At 53.4% G+C, this 17,396-nt stretch carries 16 protein-coding genes; 4 read left to right on the top strand and 12 right to left on the bottom strand.

Translation table 11 applies throughout. From position 1 onward, the window contains the following. Nucleotide 1: 1 nt before the first annotated feature. The 11 genes from E3E26_RS02070 to E3E26_RS02020 all read right to left on the bottom strand — a co-directional run bounded on the left by E3E26_RS02070 (nt 2) and on the right by E3E26_RS02020 (nt 13,933). Entirely contained in the window at nt 2-1,756 is a 1,755-nt protein-coding gene (locus E3E26_RS02070) for an NADH-quinone oxidoreductase subunit C (RefSeq protein ID WP_167900107.1), read from the bottom strand. Nucleotides 1,757-1,766: 10 nt separating this feature from the next. Next, nucleotides 1,767-2,690 carry a respiratory chain complex I subunit 1 family protein gene (locus tag E3E26_RS02065; RefSeq protein ID WP_167900106.1) on the bottom strand — a complete coding sequence of 308 codons (924 nt, stop codon included), beginning with the start codon at nt 2,688-2,690 and terminating at the stop codon, nt 1,767-1,769. 10 nt (nt 2,691-2,700) lie between these two features. Further along, entirely contained in the window at nt 2,701-4,773 is a 2,073-nt protein-coding gene (locus tag E3E26_RS02060) for a proton-conducting transporter membrane subunit (protein WP_167900105.1), read from the bottom strand. A gap of 2 nt (nt 4,774-4,775) precedes the next feature. After that, on the bottom strand, nt 4,776-5,990 hold the full coding sequence (locus E3E26_RS02055) for a complex I subunit 5 family protein (protein WP_167899684.1): 1,215 nt from the start codon (nt 5,988-5,990) through the stop codon (nt 4,776-4,778). 3 nt (nt 5,991-5,993) lie between these two features. Beyond that, entirely contained in the window at nt 5,994-7,436 is a 1,443-nt protein-coding gene (locus tag E3E26_RS02050; protein WP_167899683.1) for a hydrogenase 4 subunit D, read from the bottom strand. Nucleotides 7,437-7,440: 4 nt separating this feature from the next. Continuing rightward, the gene (locus E3E26_RS02045; protein WP_167899682.1) at nt 7,441-7,941 is read right to left on the bottom strand and encodes a 4Fe-4S dicluster domain-containing protein; all 501 of its coding nucleotides are present in this window, start codon (nt 7,939-7,941) and stop codon (nt 7,441-7,443) included. Nucleotides 7,942-7,946: 5 nt separating this feature from the next. Continuing rightward, entirely contained in the window at nt 7,947-10,082 is a 2,136-nt protein-coding gene (gene fdhF / locus E3E26_RS02040) for a formate dehydrogenase subunit alpha (RefSeq protein WP_167899681.1), read from the bottom strand. A gap of 351 nt (nt 10,083-10,433) precedes the next feature. Beyond that, complete coding sequence (gene fdhD / locus E3E26_RS02035) at nt 10,434-11,204, bottom strand: formate dehydrogenase accessory sulfurtransferase FdhD (protein WP_370520066.1); 771 nt, start codon at nt 11,202-11,204, stop codon at nt 10,434-10,436. Nucleotides 11,205-11,247: 43 nt separating this feature from the next. Next, the gene (locus tag E3E26_RS02030) at nt 11,248-12,078 is read right to left on the bottom strand and encodes a Coenzyme F420 hydrogenase/dehydrogenase, beta subunit C-terminal domain (protein WP_167899679.1); all 831 of its coding nucleotides are present in this window, start codon (nt 12,076-12,078) and stop codon (nt 11,248-11,250) included. After that, nucleotides 12,075-12,758 carry a 4Fe-4S binding protein gene (locus E3E26_RS02025; protein WP_240911620.1) on the bottom strand — a complete coding sequence of 228 codons (684 nt, stop codon included), beginning with the start codon at nt 12,756-12,758 and terminating at the stop codon, nt 12,075-12,077. The genes E3E26_RS02030 and E3E26_RS02025 overlap by 4 nt, the downstream gene beginning before the upstream one ends. Continuing rightward, a complete protein-coding gene (locus E3E26_RS02020; protein WP_167899678.1) occupies nt 12,755-13,933 on the bottom strand; it encodes a nickel-dependent hydrogenase large subunit in 1,179 nt (392 codons plus the stop codon). The genes E3E26_RS02025 and E3E26_RS02020 overlap by 4 nt, the downstream gene beginning before the upstream one ends. 276 nt (nt 13,934-14,209) lie before the next feature. Here E3E26_RS02020 and E3E26_RS02015 point away from each other — a divergent pair, with 276 nt between their 5' ends. The 4 genes from E3E26_RS02015 to E3E26_RS02000 all read left to right on the top strand — a co-directional run bounded on the left by E3E26_RS02015 (nt 14,210) and on the right by E3E26_RS02000 (nt 16,975). Continuing rightward, on the top strand, nt 14,210-14,422 hold the full coding sequence (locus E3E26_RS02015) for a TRAM domain-containing protein (protein ID WP_014013099.1): 213 nt from the start codon (nt 14,210-14,212) through the stop codon (nt 14,420-14,422). Between the two features lie 115 nt (nt 14,423-14,537). Continuing rightward, a complete protein-coding gene (locus E3E26_RS02010; protein WP_167899677.1) occupies nt 14,538-15,815 on the top strand; it encodes a tRNA (N(6)-L-threonylcarbamoyladenosine(37)-C(2))-methylthiotransferase in 1,278 nt (425 codons plus the stop codon). A 172-nt stretch (nt 15,816-15,987) separates the two neighbouring features. Continuing rightward, nucleotides 15,988-16,389, top strand: a complete 402-nt coding sequence (locus tag E3E26_RS02005; protein WP_167899676.1) for a hypothetical protein — start codon at nt 15,988-15,990, stop codon at nt 16,387-16,389. Between the two features lie 19 nt (nt 16,390-16,408). Beyond that, nucleotides 16,409-16,975, top strand: a complete 567-nt coding sequence (locus E3E26_RS02000; protein ID WP_167899675.1) for a signal peptidase I — start codon at nt 16,409-16,411, stop codon at nt 16,973-16,975. On the opposite strand, the gene E3E26_RS01995 is transcribed toward E3E26_RS02000, so the two are convergent. Continuing rightward, a complete protein-coding gene (locus E3E26_RS01995) occupies nt 16,972-17,328 on the bottom strand; it encodes a cupin domain-containing protein (protein WP_167899674.1) in 357 nt (118 codons plus the stop codon). The two genes, E3E26_RS02000 and E3E26_RS01995, sit on opposite strands and share 4 nt — an antisense overlap. Between the last annotated feature and the right edge of the window lie 68 nt (nt 17,329-17,396).

The raw sequence follows: 17,396 nt of genomic DNA, 5'->3' as shown, positions 1-17,396 counted from the left end.
CTCAGACCCTCCTTGAGGCCTTTATGGAAAGTTTGTTGAACTGGGATTCTGTGAGAACCCTAACCTTCCCGCTCTCGACGTCGACTATCTGAACCCTCTCCGTACAGGAGTAGCAGGGGTCTATGCTTGCCACAATGAGCGGGGCGTCGGCTATGGTGTAGCCGCGCATCATGTCGGGAACGGCTGGCAGGTTGTTGTAGGTTGCCGCCCTGGCCCTGTACCTGTAGACCTTGTTGTTCTCGCCAGTCATGACGTAGTGAATGTTCTCGCCCCTCGGTGCCTCGGTCATGCCTATCGCTTCCGAGTAGGGGGGTATCTCCTTGTACTCCGCCAGAATGTCTCCTCCAGGCATTTGGTCGAGGGCCTGCTCTATTATCCAGATGCTCTCGAAAACTTCCTCTATTCTGACGAGGGCCCTCGCCAGAACGTCACCCTCCTTGTAGACTGGGACCTTGAAGTCGAGGTACTTGTAGGCAGCGTACGGGTGGTCCCTTCTCACGTCGAAGTCCCTTCCGGAGCCCCTGCCGAGGGGTCCATCAACGTCCCACTCCTTGGCGACCTTGTAGGGCAGAACCCCAACGCCTTCAAGGCGCTTCACGAAGGTGCTCGTTGAGATTGCCTCATCGACGAGCTCACTGAACTCGGTCTTTATCTTCTTGAGGACGTCCTCCAGCAGGGATTTTCTGTACTCCAAAAGGTCTCTCCTAACGCCGCCGACAAGGAGCATTCCGTAGGTCTTTCTGTTGCCCGTCAGCCTTTCCGCGAGCCACATCACGTGCTCCCTTATCCTCCAGGCTTTCATGAAGCCGTAGTCGTAGCCAACGAGGTGGCAGGCTATTCCAAAGTTGAGCAGGTGGCTGTGGAGTCTCTCTATCTCGAGGACTATCGTCCTGATGTACTCCGCCCTCTCCGGAACCTCTATGCCTCCGGCGTTCTCAACCGCCTGACAGTAGGCTGTGGAGTGTGTGCAGCCGCAGATTCCACATATTCTCTCCGCTATGAAGCAGACCTGATCGTAGGTTAATCTTCCCTCGGATATCTTCTCTATGCCCCTGTGGGCGTAGAAGCCGCGGTAGTCAACGTCCACTATGGTCTCTCCCTTCACGTAGAGCCTGAAGTGTGCTGCCTCCTCAAGGGCTACATGATACGGTCCGTAGGGAACTATTATCTCGTCCTTCTTCGGCTCCTTGTAGGGGTAGAACTTCTCCCCCGGCGGACTGTCCGAGTAGTGGAAGTCCTTCCTGAGCGGGTAGACGCAGGACGGCCAGTCGTCCGGAAGGACGAGCCGCCTCGGGTCGGGGTGGCCTTCGGCGGTGAGGCCGAGCATCTCCATGGCTTCCCTCTCGTACCAGTTCGCGCCCCTGTGCTTGGCCGCTATCGAGATAAACCTCGGGTCGTCCTCCGGCAGGTAAGCCCTGACACCGAGGTAGAAGTCACCCGCCTTTCCGTTAACGCTGAGCCAGTAGGTGATGCTGAACTTGCCGTTTAGGGGCCTCTCGTCGGTGGCGACCATCGTTGAGAGCTGTGTCTCCTTCCACTCCGGGTGGTCGAGGAAGTGGAGGACTACTTCCGGGAGGTCCTCTCTCTCGACGGTTATGACCCACTGGTTGTAAGCGACCTGCTTAACGTCTCTTATCTTCTCCCCGAACTTTTTGATGATCTCATCTAAGTACTCCCGCGTTACCCTGGCCTTTTCATCTCCCCGGCGTATGTGCCTCTCTTTCAGGGCCTCGTTAAACTTGATAACTTCGGACATGAACATCACCTCACCATCCCAGGGAAGCTATCACCAGCGCGACTATTCCCGCAAGGAATATCACCGTGTTCTGCCTGATGGCCTGGATTACCTTCATACGGGCCGTCGTTGACTCTATGATGGCCGACATGGCGTAGAGCGTCACTAGCAGAGCCAGCTGGGTGATCAGTGCTATTGCCCCACCGTATGGCGTCGATAGGTCAACGAATCTGCTCACAAGAGGCAGTGCTATGAAGCTCGCGAAGAGCCATATCAGGGCTACGCGCTTTATCAGCATAGCCCACTTGAAGATTCCAAGCAGCTTTCCGCTGTACTCAACGAGTGGACCCTCGAGTATTTCCGTTTCGGCCTCGGCTATGTCGAAGGGTATGAATGCGCACTCGGTATAGACGGCGTAGGCTAGGAAGATGAAGGCAAGGACAACGGAGGGTGTGAGGCTGAGGTTGAGTGGAATCCCGCTCACGCTGAGCGAGTGGGTCTTGAGCGCGAGTATTCCGATTGCTATTCCCAGTATCGGCTCCACGCTGAGGATGAGCATCATCTCCCTGTTGGCACCTGCGTTTGAGTAGGTGTTGTTCACGAGGAAGCCTGCCATCATCATCGAGATCGAGAATATCGCCAGCACATAGAGGAAGACGAAGATGTCCCCTGTGAAGGCCACTGGAACGAAGTTCCCGAAGGGGAGGAGCAGGGCGGCTGAGACTGCTGAAGCAAAGGCCACATAGGGAGCTATGAGGAAACCCAGTCTATCCGTTGGAAGGATCGGCTCCATTGAGAGCAGGCTCGAGAGGTCGTAGTAGGTCTGGAAGACTGGGGGCCCCTGCCTCTCCTGGACGGTAGCCTTGATCTTTCTGCTTATTCCGTCGAGGAGGGGCGGAAGGAGGATGATTATCATCAGTGAAACGGCCGCGAATGCAATTTTTTCGAGCGTCATCTTCACCACCTCACAGCACCATCAGTGCGAGTATAACTGCCAGGATTACCAGGGCTATTGTGAGCGCCGCGTTGGGCTTCATGAAGCCTTCATCGAGGAGCACTCCCGAGACCCTCGCTATTTTGACCAGAGGGGCAAAGAAGTACTCGTCAAAGTATACCTCGGGGCACTTCCTCTCGTATGCCTTGCCGACCCCTGTTATTCCCCTGCTTATGGAATCGCAGGCCTTGTGGAGGGCCGTGGCCGTTGAGACGTACGCATTGGCGACTGCGCCAATCAGGGCGGAGCCGAACTCGCTGAGAACGTGGCCGGTGTGGTAGAGCGGGTGGATGTACTCCTCGAAGGGCTCGTAGTAGTTTATGGCCTTGAACTTGTAGTGCTCCATCGCCACGGGCTCACCGAGGGTCCAGGGTCTGTAGGTTTTCTTTGAGACCGGGAAGAGCAGGTAGATGCCGAGGAAGAGCACGCCGAAGAGTGTCGCAAAGAGTAGCGGTTTGAAGTAGCTTTCTGCTCCCGTCGGCATGAGCGGAGCTTTAATCGTAACAAGCCAGTAGTTTGTGTCCATCAATCCTGAGACATCTATGCCTGCTAGGGCTGCCCCTGGCGAAAGCAGTATCGGCAGGATGAGGCTTGGAACCAGTCCAAGGAGGAGGCAGAGTGAAGCCAGGAAGCCCTTGGCGATGAGCATCGGGGATGGGACTTCCTCAGCGTCCTTCGTAAACTCCGTCGGTTCTCCTCCAAACGCGGTCGTGTAGAACTTGATGAATGAAGCCAGCGTTGCTGCGCTGATGAAGAGGGCCATCACCCCAAAGAACACTATCAGGCCGTTGCCCGAGAGGAACGTTGTCTGGTATATCATCCACTTGCTCATGAATCCGTTGAACGGAGGAGTTCCAGCTATCGACATTGCGGCTATGAATGTGAAGAGCGCCGTGAATGGCATCAGCTTGGCTAGACCTCTCAGCTGGTTGAGATCCCTGCTGCGGGTTCTGTAGAATATTGAACCCGTCGACAGGAAGAGCAGTCCCTTGAAGAACGTGTGGTTAACGAGGTGGTACAGACTTGATGCTAGGGCTATGGCTCCGAAGGCTGAGTACATATCTCCCCTGGCTATGAAAACTATCCCAACGCCCATGCCGAGCCAGATGTAGCCTATCTGGCCGATACTGTGATAGGCCAAAAGTCTCTTGGCATCGGTCTGCTTCAACGCGTAGAGGGTTCCAACTGTCAGAGTTACTGTTCCAAGCAGGGCAACTGCATATCCGAAAGTCTCGTTTGGCTTCATGATAAAGCATGTAGTCCTTATCAGGGCATAGACCGCAACCTTCTCCAGTGCTCCAGCCATTAGAGCGGAGACGTTGCTCGGGGCGACCGTATAGGCCTCCGGGGCCCAGAAGTGCAGCGGAACAACACCTGATTTGCTTCCAAAGCCTATCAGGAAGAGGGCGTAGAATACTGGGCTTAGTTTTAATGCTGCTAGACTCTCAAAGTTAAGCCCCTCGATTGAGCCAACGTCTGCATACAGCAGGGCGATGGCGACTATCAGTGGTAGCGTGCTCACTATGTGCATAGTCACGAAGTACTTCCAGCCGGCTTTTCTGACCTCCTCTTTGTCGCTTTCCCAGATCGTCAGGAGGTATGATGTAAACGTCATGACTTCCCAGAGGAAAATGAACCAGAACATGTTGGCTATTGTGACTATGAGTATCATGGAGAGCATAAACACTGAATATATGGTTATGTACATCCAGCCTCTGCCGGACTTCTCGTAGATTGCCATGTACCTTGGGGAATATATTGACGCTGCAAGTCCGAGGGCGCCGAAGATGAAGCACATTATCAGCGAGAGCCCATCAATCTGGAACGGAATCTGGGCCACTCCTAAGTCATAGGTGAATTCGATGGTCTTCCCGCTGAGGACATCTGGTATTGACGCGAAGGTAAAGGCTAACAGGGCTATGGAGGCTAGAGCCGTGAGTATGTGACCGATGCCGATTGAAGTCTTGAAGCTCCTTCTGAAGGCTAACGCCGCAGGTATGGAGAGGAGATACAGGATGACGGCGATCGTAAAGAGTCCCTCCATCTTCACCACCTCACCCATATGTAGTCACAGATGAACTGGCTCACCAGCGAAAGAACGAGCAGTATCACCACGGAGAGCGCTATACTGCCAGCGAGCTGTCTCTTTGCCTCTGGCCTGCCGTCGCTTATGATGTAGGCGTGGACGACCCTGAGGAACAGTATGAACGCTATCACCCACTCAAGGGCCGTGAAGTATGCCAAAGCTGGGCTCACTGTAAGGAGAGTTTTTATGACATTGAGCTTGCTCAGGAAGAGGTTGAATGGCGGGACACCTTCGAGGGCAAATATTGAGGCCATCACTAATCCTGCGGTGAGCTGGTCTGCTTTCATCATGCCCTTGGTTTTCTCCAGGCTCCTCGTACCGAAGACGTAGAGGAGGGCGCCCGTTGAAATAAATGCGGCCGCTTTGGCGAGGCCGTGGGAGACGACGTAGTAGTCAACGCTCTTCTCCACTCCTGCAACGCCGAGGAGGCCTGCCAGGATGAGCAGGTACATCCAGCCCATGTTGTCTATCGTTGACCACGCGAAGAGCCTCTTGACGTCGTCCTGGAGAGTGTAGCTGAGTATGGCAGCCAGCATGCTGAGCACTGCCATTGCGCCGATGAGATAGACTATCCAGGTTGCGACGCTCCATCCCACGGCATCGAGAACCCTAATAGTTCCGTAGAGGCCGAGCTCAACCATTGCACCACTCATCAGGGCCGAGACAGGGCTTGGTGCGGCTGGATGGGCATCGGGAAGCCAGAAGTGGAGCGGGAAGAGGCCAGCCTTGGCTGCGAATCCCAGGAGGAAGAGCGCGACTATGGCGTTGCTATACTCCGTTATGGCTCCAAAGTTGAACGTTCCATGGAAGGCGTAGTACATAGTCACTGCCAGCATGAGGGGAGATGTGTCGAAGAGGTGCATGGTCACGAAGTACTTCCAGCCGGCCTTCTTGACGCTCTCCTCCGGCCAGTCGTAGATTATCAGGAAGTATGAAGCGAGCGTCATTATCTCCCAGAGGAAGAGGAAGCTGAGCCAGTCCTGGACCATTGGGATGAGGAGCATTGAGGCTATGAATATAATGAGGGTCGGATAGTAGGGTATCTTTGGCCTGAACTCGTATATCCTCATGTATCTGAACGATGCCATGAGCGCCGCTATACCGAGTATCGCGACGTTGAGTACGAAGAATACTGCAGTTCTATCAAGTGAAAAAGTGAGCGTTACGTCGAACATCTCTCACCACCCCACTTTGACGATCATTGGATACGCTATGTACGGGGCCAGCATGGCCAGGACGAGCAGGATAACCATCACAGCCTTCATCAGTGGTGTAATCTCGACCTCTTCTCCACCTTCGCTGAAAACCATGCCATGTATCCTCTTCAGGGACACCATGAGGAATACCGCCGAGTCTATGAGGAGCAGGACGAACATGGCAATAACGAGGGCGCTCTCCTTCATCGCTTCAGCGTTGCTGAGGATGCCGAGCTTTCCGAAGAACACGCCGAATGGTGGAACGCCCGCTAAACCGAGCAGGGCAAAGGTCCAGCCGTAGCCGACCACAGGGGACTTGATGAGGCCCTTTATCCTGTCCATCTCAAGGGTTCCGAGGGCGTAGCTGAACGTTCCAGCCGTCAGGAAAGCAAGACCCTTGATGTACGCATGGTTGAAAAGTTGGAACATCGAGGCTTGCAGTCCTCCCTGCAACCCGAGGACTGCCGTCGCGAGGGCGACGTACATCAGGCCAGATTCTGCTATCGTCGAGTAGGCGAGCAGTCTCTTCGCGCTCTTCTGGAGGGGGTACATCAGGATGCAGATTACCTGTGTGGCGATGATGAGGGCGGCCATGACGTAGAAGCCTTCCTTCGGGATGGGCTGCATGAACTGGATGAACCTGGCGAGCAGGTAGACACCCATCTCGACCATTGCAGCACCGTGGAGGAAGGCTGAAGCAGGCGTTGGGGCTACCATAGCGTCTGGCAGCCACGAATAGAGCGGGAACTGAGCGCTCTTGGTGAAAGCGGCTATCATAACTGCTATGAAGACAATAAGCTTCAGGTCGTCGGTAAGGTTGGAATATGCGAACAGGCTGAGGTCGTGGAGGCGGGTGATTCCTATCCCGACCGCTGTGTAGAGGCCGACCATCGCACCGAAGTTCGGCACGAGCAGGGCCTTGTACGCAGCCCTCTTAGCTTTCTTACCTCCATAATAGCTCACTAAACCCCAACAAGCGAGGCTCATGATTTCGAAGAATATTAGCAGCTGGAGGACTGACGAGGAATAGATAAACGCAAGCGTCGCACCGATGAAGAGAACCATCCATGCGTAGAACCTTCCCTTGCCTTCATAGACGGGGTGCTCTTTGTTCTCTGGGCTCATGTAGTCCTTTGCATAAAGCATGAAGAGCAGTCCAGCCGTTATCACGACCAGGCCAACACATACGCTCATAGGGTCTATCAGGAGGCCGTAGGCCTCACCGAAGGTTGTAGAGCTCACGAGGGTTTTGTGAATGGAAGGCATTCCAGAGGAATAGAACTCATAAACACCCGCGAGGTTCAGCAGAGTGGCCAGGATGACAGTGATGAGCATGAAGTAATCTGCCTTCTTACCATCGAGTTTGAACAGCAGGAGCCCGCCAACCAGTGGAATTGAAAAGGAAAGAACGAAAAGCTCCTCCATGCTATCACACTCCTGTCAGCTGGATGTTCTCCCCGGTCTTGGCAAGCTCTATGGTCTTCTCCGTGAACTTCTCCCTTCTCTTCCGGATTATCTCGTTGAATTCGCCGTAGAGAAGTGCATCCGTCGGGCAGGTCTCCACACAGGCTGGGAGTTTTCCTTCGGCCCTTCTGTGGGCACAGAGGTCACACTTGCCCATTATCTTGTTGATGAGGTCGAGCTCTGGTATTCCGAATGGACAGACTATGCCGCACATGAGACAGCCGATACACTTCTGGGGGGCGAGCAGGACCGCCCCATCCTTGTCGCGGTAGAGGGCGTTAGTCGGGCAGACCTCAACACAGGGGGCCTTCTCACAGTGGCGGCAGTTGAGGGCCATGGCTGCCATTTCCTGCCACTCAAAGACGCTGATGAATGACATCCCGTTGTGCTCGCGCTCACAGGCAACCTCACAGGCGCGGCACTCGATGCACTTCGAAAAGTCAATAAAGACGGTCTTTCTGGCCATCTAATTCACCCCCTAACGACCTCAATCTTGGGTATAACGGGCGGGAGCTTCTCCATGAGCCTCTTGGCGTCCTCTTCTGTGATCTTGACGACCTTACAGGCACAGGCTTTGGTCTCCGGTATCTTTGCCACGGGATCGAGGGCGTCGTTGGTGAGGACGTTGGCTCCCCAGTGCCACGGGACGGCGATGACACCCTTCTTGACGGCCCTCGTCACTTTTGCCTTGATCGGGTAGGCTCCTCTCCTAGTCTCTATCTTGATCCAGTCTCCGCTCTTTATTCCGAGCTTCTCAGCGTCTTCAGGGTGAATCTCGGCCAAGGGCTCTGACCAGCGCTTCTTGAGGGCCTCACTCCTCATGGTCATAGTTGCGGTGTGATACATTCCGACGTACCTGTGGGTTGTGAGGAGGAACGGGTACTCTTCGTCCGGCATTTCGACGGGTCCCCTGTACTCCGGGACTGCTGCGAGGTGGGCCTTTCCATCGGGGGTCAGGAACTTCTCCTTGTAGAGAACCCTTGTTCCCGGATGGTCTGGGCTCGGGCACGGCCAGTGGAGTCCTGCAAGGTTCTCCTTGAGCCTCTCTGGGGTTATACCGCGGTACTGCGGAGTACAGGCGTTGATTTCCCTGAGAACGTCGGCTGCATCGTTGTAGACGAATCCACCGGATCCGGTCTTGTCAAAACCGATGGCCTTACCGACCTCGCTTATAATCCACCAGTCGGGCCTTGCTTCTCCAGGTGGCTTTGCCGCCTGGAAGCTCCACTGCACGCGCCTCTCGGTGTTGGTTATGGAACCCTCATTCTCGAGCATGGCGGCAGCCGGAAGGACTATGTCGGCGAACTCCATCGTGGGGGTTGGAACGATGTCCTGAACAACCATGAACTCGAGTCTTTCGAGGGTGTGCATCACGTGGTTGGCGTTGGCCTCGCTTATGACCGGGTTCTCACCCATGACGTAGTATGCCTTGACCTTGCCCTTGTCGGCCGCGTAGGCAGCCTCCACCGTTGTCAGCCCAACTTCGCCGCTCAGCTCAACGCCCCAGAACTCCTCGAAGAACTTCCTCTTCTCAGGGTCTGTGACGGCCTGATAGCCTGGGAAGACGTTCGGCAGGGCTGCCATGTCACAGGCGCCCTGAACGTTGTTCTGACCGCGCATTGGGGCACAGCCAGCGCCTTCCTTGCCCTGATAGCCGCATATAGCCGAGAGAGTTCCGAGAAGCCTTACATTATCGGTACCGTGGGTGTGCTGGGTCAGACCCATGGCCCAGGTTATAACGCCTTTTCCGGCGGTTGCGAAGGTTCTCGCAGCCTCAACGATAAGCTCCGCTGGGACGCCGGTTACCTTCTCGACGAACTCGGGTGTGAACTTCTCGACAGCTGAGACGACCTCGTCGAAGCCGACGCACCTCTCGCGGACGAACCTCTCGTCGTAGAGCTTCTCCTTGATGATGACGTGGATAAGGCCGTTTATCAACGCGATATCGCTTCCCGGATAGTGCTGGAGGTATATGTCAGCGAACCAGGCCGTTCTGGTGAACCTCGGGTCGGCGACTATGACCTTAGCGCCCCTCTCCTTGGCCTTGAGGACGTAGCGGAAGCCAACTGGGTGGGTCTCGGCGTAGTTGTGGCCTATGATGAAGATGACGTTTGCCTCTTCGATATCCTTGTAGGTGTTGGTCATTGCACCGGCACCGAAAACAGCTTTGAGACCCGTGACAGTTGGTGCATGGCAGAGCCTCGCACAGTGATCAACGTTGTTGGTGCCGAGCATTCTGGCCAGCTTCTGGATGAGGTAGTTGGGCTCGTTGAAGGTTCTCGCTGAACCGAAGAACATTAGCTGGTTCGGGTCGTCCTTGGCGTAGGCCTTGAGCCTCTCGGCGATCTCCTTAATCGCTTCGCTCCAGCTTATCTCAACAAACTTGCCCTGCTCCTTGGCCTTGAGGGGCTTCTTGAGCCTGTCCTTTGCGAGGAGGTACTCAACGACGGCGTTGCCTTTAGGGCAGAGCTTTCCGAGTTCGTTTGAGATGTTGGGGATGTCCTTGGCGTATTCTATGCCTACGGGATAGCCATCAACACTCCTGATGTAGAGCCTGCACCCTACACCACAGTAGGGGCAGACCACAGGGACGAGCCTTTCACTCATTCTCCACACCTCCACATTGAGGAACATTTTTGGACGTCAATGTACTCTATATTGCGTACTGTACATCATTTACTTTTCAACGACAGTTCGCTGTTTGGCTTAAAACACTTTTTAAATCGCTTGGTTTTTAACAAAAGGTTATGTCCATTGGGAAACAGCGAAATAAAGCCCTCAGAGGGCTTTTTTTAAGTTTGTTTGTATACTGCCGGATACTGGAGTAAACAAAATCACTTAAGGCCATTTATGGACGTAGAACATTGAATTAAGAATGCCATCAATGTACATGTTTGACTATTCATCAAGCTTTGCCCTTCAAGGCGGGGAGGGGTTAGAACAAAACAGGAGTAAGTCTCAGAACAATAATCGATGCTCCCCGGAGTACACGTTGAAGCGCCTTCCCCTCGCGAAGCCTATGAGGGTTACCCCGTGCTCCCTGGCGAGCTCCACGCCCTTGTCCGTCGGCGGTGATTTCGTCACCACTACTGGAATGCCCGCGTTGACTGCTTTCCTTACCATGCCATAGGGCATCCTGCCGCTCGATGCCAGGATAAGCCTTTCAAGGTCGAGTCCGTTGAGGACGGCGTATCCTACGACCTTATCGACGGCGTTGTGCCTGCCTATGTCCTCGCTGAATGCAACGACGTTGGCGTTTAAATCGAAAAGGGCCGCCCAGTGTGTGCCCCCCGTCTTTCTCCACGTCTCAGCCAGCGTTGTCGTCGTGGAGGATATCTTCAATACGAGGTCGGGGGTTATTTTGACTTCCTCGCCCTTCCTGCTGAGAATTTTGCCCTCCTTCATTCTGTAGGGGTCGCCGCAGGGTGTGTGTTTCACAACCAGCTCGCCTGTGGTGGTGGGGGCATCCTTCACCTTCACGTAAATTTCCCTGCCCTCAACCCATACGTCAACTATGTCCTCAGGTCTTTCATAGCCTCCACATACGACAAATCCGGCTCCAAGTTCCTTCAGCTGGTTGGGTGAAGCTGGAAGTTCGGCAAGAAACTCTTCGTCCTTTTCGTGTACTGCGAAGATTTCGAAGGTCTCCTCAACGCAGACGTAGTCTTCGGCGGGAACTGGTCCATCTTGCCACCTGAAAATTTTCACCCTCTTTATCAATCCAACCACCTTCCAAAAGGGTAATCCAGATGATAAAATGAAAAAGTTGCCCTCAGAGCAGATACATCATGTTCTTCTGCGCTCTCGCAAGCTTTTCCCTGGCCGCTTTGAGGACTTCTCCCATCACGTGGGAGCCGTCGCGCAGCTCTATGTATCCGTCCTTCTCGGCGCTCTTAACGAGCTCTTCTGCCTTAAGGTTGCGCGTTATAAGGACCGTCCATCCCCTCTCGCTCTCCACGAAGCCGGCCGAGATGTCGCTCCAGGTTCCAGTGTAGTCCGTACAGACCAGACAGCCGGCTTGGAGGTACGAGTAAACCTCTTTTATCGGCAGTGAGAGCACTGAATCGCCGTGGTATATCTCGAGGAAGTCTCCCTTAAGGACTATGTCCTTGATATCCTGGGCCATTATGCCGTGCTTCATCCTGAGGTAGTTGAGGAAGGCCTCGAATGCGAATGTTCCTATGCAGAAGAGGCTGACGATGTACTTTACCCTCTCTCCGAAATCGCTTTCCAGGAGTGGGAAGTCCCTCATCTGGCCGAAGAACTGGGCCTGGCAGGGGAGGCAGACTACGGCAACGTTCTTTAGGTCTTCCTCCTCTATCTTGGCCTTCATCCTGGAGGCAAAGGGCACTATGCTCCACTTGTTTCCGGCAGTTTCAAGGAGCTCCTCCCTTGTCCTCGCAACTACCGCCTGACCCTCCAGTCCCTCTGTCCTTTTGGCCGTTACAACGCCATCTATGAGGCCCTTCTCCAGGGCGTAGACTAAGAGAGCTGTAACCGCGCCACCGCTGGCAACCTTTCTTTTGAGGATTTCCTCATCGGTTGCCCGCACGAGATAAATTCCAAAGACGTTTCCCAAAAGGTTGTCTGTAACGCTCATCATTTCGCACCACCCATGGACAGAATCTGTGAGGCGCGCGGACACCTTATATAACAGGTGCCGCAGCGGATACACTTCTCCTGAACGAGGTTGGGCCTCTTGTCTATCAGCTTGATAGCATTGGTCGGGCACGACAGCTCACAGGCACCACAGCCTATGCAGAGTCCCGTAAGCACTATGTCGTCTATCAGGTCGAAGCCGCTCAGCTTCTTGATGTCGGCGCTCACCTTGAAGAGCCTCAGCCTTCTCTCGTCGCCGTTGATGTAGAACTTGAAGAAGGACTGGAGCATCTGCGGCGTTGGCGGGCAGCCAGGGATGGAGTAATCAACTTTAATTACGCTGTTTATGGGCTGGAAGTTCCTGTGGTCGGGCCTTGGCTCCTGCCCGCCGCGGCAGAAGCGCAATATCCCGCTGAAGGTTGCACACGAACCAAATGCCACCACAGTGTGGGCTTTTTCCCTTATCTCCTTCAGCTCTTCAAGAATCCTTGGTTCGTTCATACATGCTCCGCCCGTTATTATCGCCACGTCGTACTCGTCGAGCTTATACTCTTCCTTCCGCAGGTAGGATATGTCGAGCTCTATCAAGTCCATGAGCTTTGGGTACGCGCGAATGATGCTGACGTTGCAGCCCTCACAGCCGCCTATATCAACGTGAAGAACCTTGAGTTTCTCCATAATCATCCCCCCAGCCTCACAACATGGGTCGTACACGGAATACACGGGTCATAGAGGCGCATAACGGCCTCGGCCGCTTTAACGCTCAGACCCTTTGCCATCTCCTCCATCACAGGGATGTTGAACATAGTGGGGACGATTATCTTGGAGGAGACCACCCTGCCCTCGTCTCCAAGCTCGATGAAGTGGATGAGCGTTCCCCTTGGCGCCTCATAGACTCCAACACCCTTGCCTGGTCCGAAAACTATGTTCTTCGTTCTGAACGGCTCGTCCATCTTTATGCTGTCAAGGATCTCTTCGAGCCTCATGAGGGCCAGCGTTGTATCCTGAACCCTCGCGGTGTGAATGCCGTAGAGGGATGAGTCTTTGAACTCCCTGTACACCTTCATCCTCGCCCTTGGACCGGCTTCTACCTTTTCCTTTCCGTAGAAAGCTATGAGGGTAGTTGATTCCTTTGAGTGCTGGTGCTCCTTTCTGTATTCGTAATAGGGCATGGTCTCGATTTTTTCGACGTTTATGTTGAATCTGTCCCCGTAGAACAGACTGCTGGTGAGGTATTCATTCTCGGCGCGCTTTTCTCTGAGTTCTTCGGCGATTTCCGTCTGGATGTCCTCATCGGTCAGCAGGTGGGCTATTCCATCCCACTGCTCCATCAGCCCTGGAAGACGTGCCTTAAGGTTGTTAAAGACGCTCCATTTGGGGATGGAGAACATTCCTCCGACTGTGAGGTTGGGAGGATGCGTTGCTGCTCCTCCCATCTTGAGAAGGTAGTCGCTGATCTTGGCGTGGAAGTCCATGAGCTGGAACAGAACTTCTTCCCGTTTCTCCTCGATTAGCAGGTCCCCAGCAACCATGAGGAACTCGAGCATGTGGCTCTGAATCCTGTTCACGAGGCCAAGGGCTTCTCTCATCAGTATTCCGTTTCTTGGCGGTGTTATTCCAATGGCATTTTCTATGGCCTCGCTCATCGCTATGCCGTGGGACGCATGACAGAGACCGCAAATTCTCATGACAGCCTCGACTGCGAAAAGTGGATTCTTGCCCACCGCGAGCTTCTCAAAACCCCTAATCGGAGCAGTGGCGATGAAGAGTGCATCTTGAACTGTTCCATCTTCTTCGTACAGCACAAGCTTCGCCTCACCGGCGATTCGGCAGACTTTGTTGAGGGTAATCTCGCCCAAACTATCACCTCCCGATGAAATTCACTTCACCTAATCTACACTAAGGGGCTCATGGATAAAAGCGTTTTCTGAACCTGAGGTTTAAAACGGAATCTTCGGTCGAAATCTCACTTTTTTCAGCTTATTTTGGTGTCTCAAACATTTTTGTTTACTTTTTTGGTAAAGGTAACTCGCTGAAACTGCCCAAAGGTTTATAAAGCCTCAAACTAACTAGGCTCGGTGCTCTTCTGGAGCCCTTCCGAAGAGCCCTGAAAGTTGAAAGAGTTGGTGTTAGATATGTATGGAGATGGATTTGGTGGTGGCTACGAAGCCCCTGTTAAGGTTGGAGAAAGGTATAGAGTTAGGATCGAGAGCCTTGGAAAGGGTGGCGATGGTATCGCCAAGATAAAGGGCTTCGTTATCTTCGTCCCGAACACTCAGGTCGGCGACGAGGTTGAGATCGTCATTAACTCAGTCAAGAGGAAGTTCGCTTTCGGAGAGGTTATTTGATTTCCTTTCCCTCTTACTATTATTATACTTTGGAGCTCATTATTCATGTTTTTTGATCTCGTATCCACAGACCTGACCAGCATGCTTTTTAAACCCCCAAGACCAGGCGAGTGCGATGATAAAGGTTCACATCGAGACCTACGGCTGCACCCGGAACAAAGCGGACGCCGAGATAATGGAGGCAATCCTCCTTAGAGCGGGCTATGAGTTAGTGGAGACTCCGGAAAGCGCCGACTACGTTGTTGTGAATACTTGCGCCGTAAAGGACCCCACCGAGAAGCACATGAGGGAGCGCATAAAGGAGCTCCTTGATTCTGGTAAAAGGGTCATCGTTACGGGCTGCCTCACACATGTTAACCCCAACATAATAGATCCCAACGTTTCTGGAATACTGGGAGTAAAGAGCATAGACAGAATAGCCGAGGCAATAGAGATTGCCGAGCGCGGCGGAAAGCTGGTGAGCGTTGAGGGCTGGCGCGAGAGGAATATCGACAAGCTTGAGCTTCCCCGCCTGTGGAAGAGTGGCGTTACCTTCGTGGTTCCGATAAGCGAGGGCTGCCTCAACGCGTGCACCTACTGTGCAACGCGCTTTGCCCGTGGGGTTCTCAAGAGCTACAAACCTGAACTCGTGATTAGGTGGGTCAAGGAGGCTTTGGCGCGCGGATACAGGGAGATACAGCTCTCCAGCGAGGACACCGGCTGCTACGGCTTCGATATTGGGACCAACCTGGCGGAGCTTCTCGACGAGATAACCTCAATAGAAGGCGAGTTCAGGATAAGGGTCGGCATGATGAACCCGAACCATGCAATAAAGTTCCTTGACGAGCTTATCGAGGCATATCAGGACGAGAAAGTCTACAAGTTCCTCCATCTGCCCGTCCAGAGCGGGGACAACCAAGTGTTGAGGAGAATGGGGCGCACTTACACGGTTGAGGAGTTCGAGGAGATAGTTAACGAATTCAGAAGGAAGATTCCCGGGCTGAACCTTAACACGGACATCATAGTCGGCTTCCCTGGAGAGACCGAGGAAGCATTCCAGAACACGGTCGAGCTTGTCAAGAGGGTTAGGCCCGACAAGATAAACGTCTCCCGTTATTCGCCGAGACCCGGAACTATAGCCGCCAAATGGAAGCAGCTCCCTGGCTGGATGGTCAAGGAGCGCTCTCGCTTGCTCCACAGGCTCAGGCTCCAGATAGCCTACGAGATAAACCAGGACTACGTTGGCAGGGAGGTTGAGGTTCTCGTCCACGGCGAGGGCAAGAAGGGTGGAGTGGAGGGCAGGACCTTCAACTACAAGGATATAATACTTGATGATGGAAACCCTGGTGAGCTGATAAACGTCAAGGTCACCTGGGCAGGTTCCACGTACCTTAAAGGTACTGTTTTACACTGAGGCATTTTTTGCAGATTCTACAACATTAATTGTTAGATATGTGGTAAATCTGTGGTTCATTTGTAGAACTTACAATGTTCTACAGTGAACCAACATGGTTTGTTTTAGAAAACTATTTATATATCCCATTCAACCAAAAATCACAAGGCTCTAGTCACGGGGGTGAAGTCCCATGAGGAGGAACAATAAGAAGAGGTTAATTCCACTCGCGCTGGCGCTTGTCCTGGCGCTGGTTGGTGCTGCGCTTGCTGTGCCTGTTATTACAGTGAACGTTCAGGAGCTTGGCCAGGGAAGCAAGACGATCACTAGCACTGTCACCACGGCCGATGTCACCTGGAACCTTAACACCAACAATCCGGACTACGTAGTCAGTGCAACGGTTACCATAACCACTGATCCCGGAGCTGGAACCCTCTACGTCAAGCTCTACAGCGGCACGACTCTAGTTGCATGGGGCCAGGTTACTCTTGATGGAAGCGGTACTTATACTGTGACATTCACCAACGGAGCCAGCGCTGATGGTGTTCCCCTCAGCAGCTTTGACACTGTTTATGTGGTCTACCAGGGTTCATGAACTCTCTAGGAGGCCCTGAATGAGTGCCAAGTGTCGTGATATCCTTTCCATTTTGACTTATGTTCTCCTGTTCGTCGTCGTCCTAGTAGTTGTCCTTAAATTTGTCTTCGGCTTTCAGTACGTTGTCATTCTAACTGATTCTATGGAACCGAAAATACATCCAAATGATTTAGTTATAACGTATCCCTCTCACGATGTTCACGTTGGTGATATCATCCTGTACCGCATTGAGATTGGGAACTCCACGTACCGCATTCTCCATAGGGTCATTGAAATAAACACCGATGAGAACGGACAGATCTATTACATTACTAAGGGAGACAACCGTGAGAGGCCTGATCCATGGGTGGTATATCCCGATCAGGTCATCGGCAAACCTCTCCTCGTAATTCCCAAAATCGGGGTCATCTGGTACTACACGCCGCTGATAATCCTCGGTCTCATCCTGATATTCGTGGCCTCCCTTGCATATGACCTCGCATGGGCGTTTCTTGAAGAACCTCCAATCCGCCCTAAATCCAAGAAAGCAGACCTGATGGTAACCAGGAGAAAGAAAATAAAGATCCATCACTACAGAAGGCGCTAGGCCCACTCGTCGTCTGGAATGGCTTCCCGTTTGGCCGGAATCAGGCAGAGGAACTCGAAGGTTTCGCTCAGTGCCTTGTAGCCGTGGGGCTCGTTGGGCGGGACGTAGAGGAAGTTTCCGGCCTTGACGTGGTGCTCTTCCTTCCCGTTGGTTATTATCCCTTCGCCCTTCACGATGAATATCTCGTGCTCCCAGTCATGACTGTGGAGGGGTATCTCGGCACCCTTCTTGAGGACAAAATATCTCATCGCGAAGTTCTTGGCTCCGAGCTTCGGAGAAACGAGCCACTTGATAGTTACTCCCTCAAAACCTGTGTCCTTCTCGGGCACCTCGGTGTAGTGTCCGACGAACATGGTATCACCAAAAGAACTTCGGCCGTTGGATATTTAAACGTAATCAAAAGGGCTTTAAGGCCGTGTAT

It is taken from the genome of Thermococcus sp. LS1 (assembly GCF_012027395.1).
In the GTDB taxonomy this organism is placed as follows: Archaea; Methanobacteriota_B; Thermococci; order Thermococcales; family Thermococcaceae; genus Thermococcus.
The sequence above is the reverse complement of the archived record's forward strand: the minus strand, read 5'-3'. Positions and strand labels throughout refer to the sequence as shown.

Bases quoted from the DNA above. Each gene is read 5' to 3' on its own strand.
- E3E26_RS02015 (WP_014013099.1), top strand. From the start codon at position 14,210: ATGTATGGAGATGGATTTGGTGGTGGCTACGAAGCCCCTGTTAAGGTT.
- E3E26_RS02060 (WP_167900105.1), bottom strand. From the start codon at position 4,773: ATGGAGGGACTCTTTACGATCGCCGTCATCCTGTATCTCCTCTCCATA.
- E3E26_RS02005 (WP_167899676.1), top strand. From the start codon at position 15,988: ATGAGGAGGAACAATAAGAAGAGGTTAATTCCACTCGCGCTGGCGCTT.
- fdhF (WP_167899681.1), bottom strand. From the start codon at position 10,082: ATGAGTGAAAGGCTCGTCCCTGTGGTCTGCCCCTACTGTGGTGTAGGG.
- E3E26_RS02010 (WP_167899677.1), top strand. From the start codon at position 14,538: ATGATAAAGGTTCACATCGAGACCTACGGCTGCACCCGGAACAAAGCG.
- E3E26_RS02070 (WP_167900107.1), bottom strand. From the start codon at position 1,756: ATGTCCGAAGTTATCAAGTTTAACGAGGCCCTGAAAGAGAGGCACATA.
- E3E26_RS02030 (WP_167899679.1), bottom strand. From the start codon at position 12,078: ATGATGAGCGTTACAGACAACCTTTTGGGAAACGTCTTTGGAATTTAT.
- E3E26_RS02025 (WP_240911620.1), bottom strand. From the start codon at position 12,758: ATGATTATGGAGAAACTCAAGGTTCTTCACGTTGATATAGGCGGCTGT.
- E3E26_RS02050 (WP_167899683.1), bottom strand. From the start codon at position 7,436: ATGGAGGAGCTTTTCGTTCTTTCCTTTTCAATTCCACTGGTTGGCGGG.
- E3E26_RS02055 (WP_167899684.1), bottom strand. From the start codon at position 5,990: ATGTTCGACGTAACGCTCACTTTTTCACTTGATAGAACTGCAGTATTC.
- E3E26_RS02045 (WP_167899682.1), bottom strand. From the start codon at position 7,941: ATGGCCAGAAAGACCGTCTTTATTGACTTTTCGAAGTGCATCGAGTGC.
- E3E26_RS02000 (WP_167899675.1), top strand. From the start codon at position 16,409: ATGAGTGCCAAGTGTCGTGATATCCTTTCCATTTTGACTTATGTTCTC.
- E3E26_RS01995 (WP_167899674.1), bottom strand. From the start codon at position 17,328: ATGTTCGTCGGACACTACACCGAGGTGCCCGAGAAGGACACAGGTTTT.
- E3E26_RS02065 (WP_167900106.1), bottom strand. From the start codon at position 2,690: ATGACGCTCGAAAAAATTGCATTCGCGGCCGTTTCACTGATGATAATC.